The following is a 1,984-nucleotide window of genomic DNA, read 5'->3' as shown; positions in this document are numbered from 1 at the left end:
TGTTTTTTCACACTCGAAAGCCTATCTATCGTGAAAATTCACAGATTATTGGTATAATATTGCTAATATCTCAGTGATTTATGGTGGTAAAAATGAGAAAAATTGCATTAGTTATATTGTCTGTAATCAGCCTAGGCGCAACCGCTTCAACGCTTGAAGACTGTGCCAAACTCCTTCCTGAAGGGCATCAATATAAAGTGGAAATTGTATTGGACGTAGATAAAACAACTCAAAAACCGATAGTAAAAGGTAGTTTTGATGTTAATGGTGGCGCTGATTCCCCAGAAAGCTTTGATATAAGTGATTTTGTTGAATGTGCTGGTCCACTAATAAAGACAGTGAAAACTGAAACCTCCAAAACATAACAATCGCATCAACACGATTTGCTACATTCGGCATTCTAGGTTTCTTTGAGTTTACCGTATTAAGTGGTAAATTTAGACTTAATCTGCATGGTAGCAAACGTGTTATGCAGGCGTTATGTTTTCATCGTTTACTAGTACCTAATTATAATAAAAGAGTAATAACGAGGTTTGATTTTGAAACTAAAAGAAATAAGGTCAATTAATTATCAGCTTTGGTTGGTGTTAATCCTCACTAGTTTTATACCGTTGATTTACTCTACTACTAGAATTCACTTTTTAGGTAGTATACCGAGTCCTTGGGCGTTTAGTATTGCAGCACAAGTAGCATGGTTAAATGTTGGTTATGAGGTATTAGGTGAAACTCTTTTGGTTCCACTCGCGTTTATCCTTGGTAAGTTTATAACTGATGAAGTGAAATTTCGTCAGCGAGCAAGTATATCATTACTTATTATTGTATTAAGTTATCTTATTGTTACCGCTTTTGTATTGTGGCTAGCGCCCCAATTGGTTGACGCAATGCAGCAGGAACAAGTACTGCTTTATAATACAGTCCAATACATTCGATTAGAGTCATTAGCGATTCTGCTTTCTAGTCTCTATGCATTTTTGTTGTTGGTCTTAGTATTGAAGAATGAACAAAAAATAATGTACAAATTACTTACAGTACAGATGGTTACGACTGTTTTATGTGATGGTTTACTTGTGAGCCAGCAACCGTTCTCATTTCAACTAGGTGTAAATGGAATTGCTGTGAGTAATATTATTGTTAATAGCCTTCTTGCTGTAATTGCGATTGTTTATTTATCGAAATCAGGTGTAAGTTTTGATATTCGACAAAATAGAGAAACTAAATCGCAATGGTTAAAAGAGTGGGGGATAATAGGTTGGAAATCTGGTCTTGAATCTTTAGTTCGTAACGCTGCGTTTATTGTCATGATATTGCAACTAATAAATCAAATACAACAGGCAGGAACATTCTGGGTTGCCAATCAATTTATTTGGGGTTGGTTATTGCTTCCTATTTTAGCTTTAGGGCAGTTAGTAAAGCAGGATGCAGCGACTCATAATGGATTAACTCCGCAACGTATTAATAGCTATCTTTGGCTAAGTGTAGCCGTAATTAGCCTTTGGGTGCTTACAGCACCTTTGTGGGATGGATTCATTTCTAATATTATGGGTGTAAGTGACTCAAATTCAGTCACGAACTTAGTGTTGATGATGGTAGGTTTTTATATTGTATTTAGCTTAAATAACATCATAGATAGTTACTTTTATGGAATTGGACGAACAGATCTTATGTTATATCAATCGTTGTTCGTAAATACTATTTTTTACGGTGGTGCATTTGTATTTTATCAAATGGGTATATTCGTACCTACACTTAAAGGAATAGCAGCTATGTTTGGTTTAGGAATTACAGTGGATGCTATTGTTACTTGGGGTTTGTATCGTATTCACCGGAATAATATGCACAGATTAGAACTTAAAACCAATTGAGATATTCATTATAAATAGGCACAAACATAACAAATGCATCAACACGATTTGCTACACTCGGCATTGTCGGTTTGCCTTTAGTTTCAGTGATTAAGGCTGTAAAATTCAGTTTAGTCTGTATC

Annotated in this window: 2 protein-coding genes; both read left to right on the top strand. The window is 35.1% G+C overall.

Going from position 1 to position 1,984, the window contains the following annotated elements; all coding sequences use genetic code 11:
- Positions 1-80 precede the first annotated feature (80 nt).
- Positions 81-365: a hypothetical protein gene (locus PVK62_RS17180; protein WP_443111787.1), complete on the top strand. Its 285-nt coding sequence runs from the start codon at positions 81-83 to the stop codon at positions 363-365.
- A gap of 174 nt (positions 366-539) precedes the next feature.
- A complete protein-coding gene (locus PVK62_RS17175; RefSeq protein WP_274445600.1) occupies positions 540-1,862 on the top strand; it encodes an MATE family Na+-driven efflux transporter in 1,323 nt (440 codons plus the stop codon).
- Positions 1,863-1,984 lie beyond the last annotated feature (122 nt).

Source organism: Aliivibrio sp. S3MY1, from assembly GCF_028765575.1.
Taxonomy (GTDB): domain Bacteria; phylum Pseudomonadota; class Gammaproteobacteria; order Enterobacterales; family Vibrionaceae; genus Aliivibrio.
The sequence above is the reverse complement of the archived record's forward strand: the minus strand, read 5'-3'. Positions and strand labels throughout refer to the sequence as shown.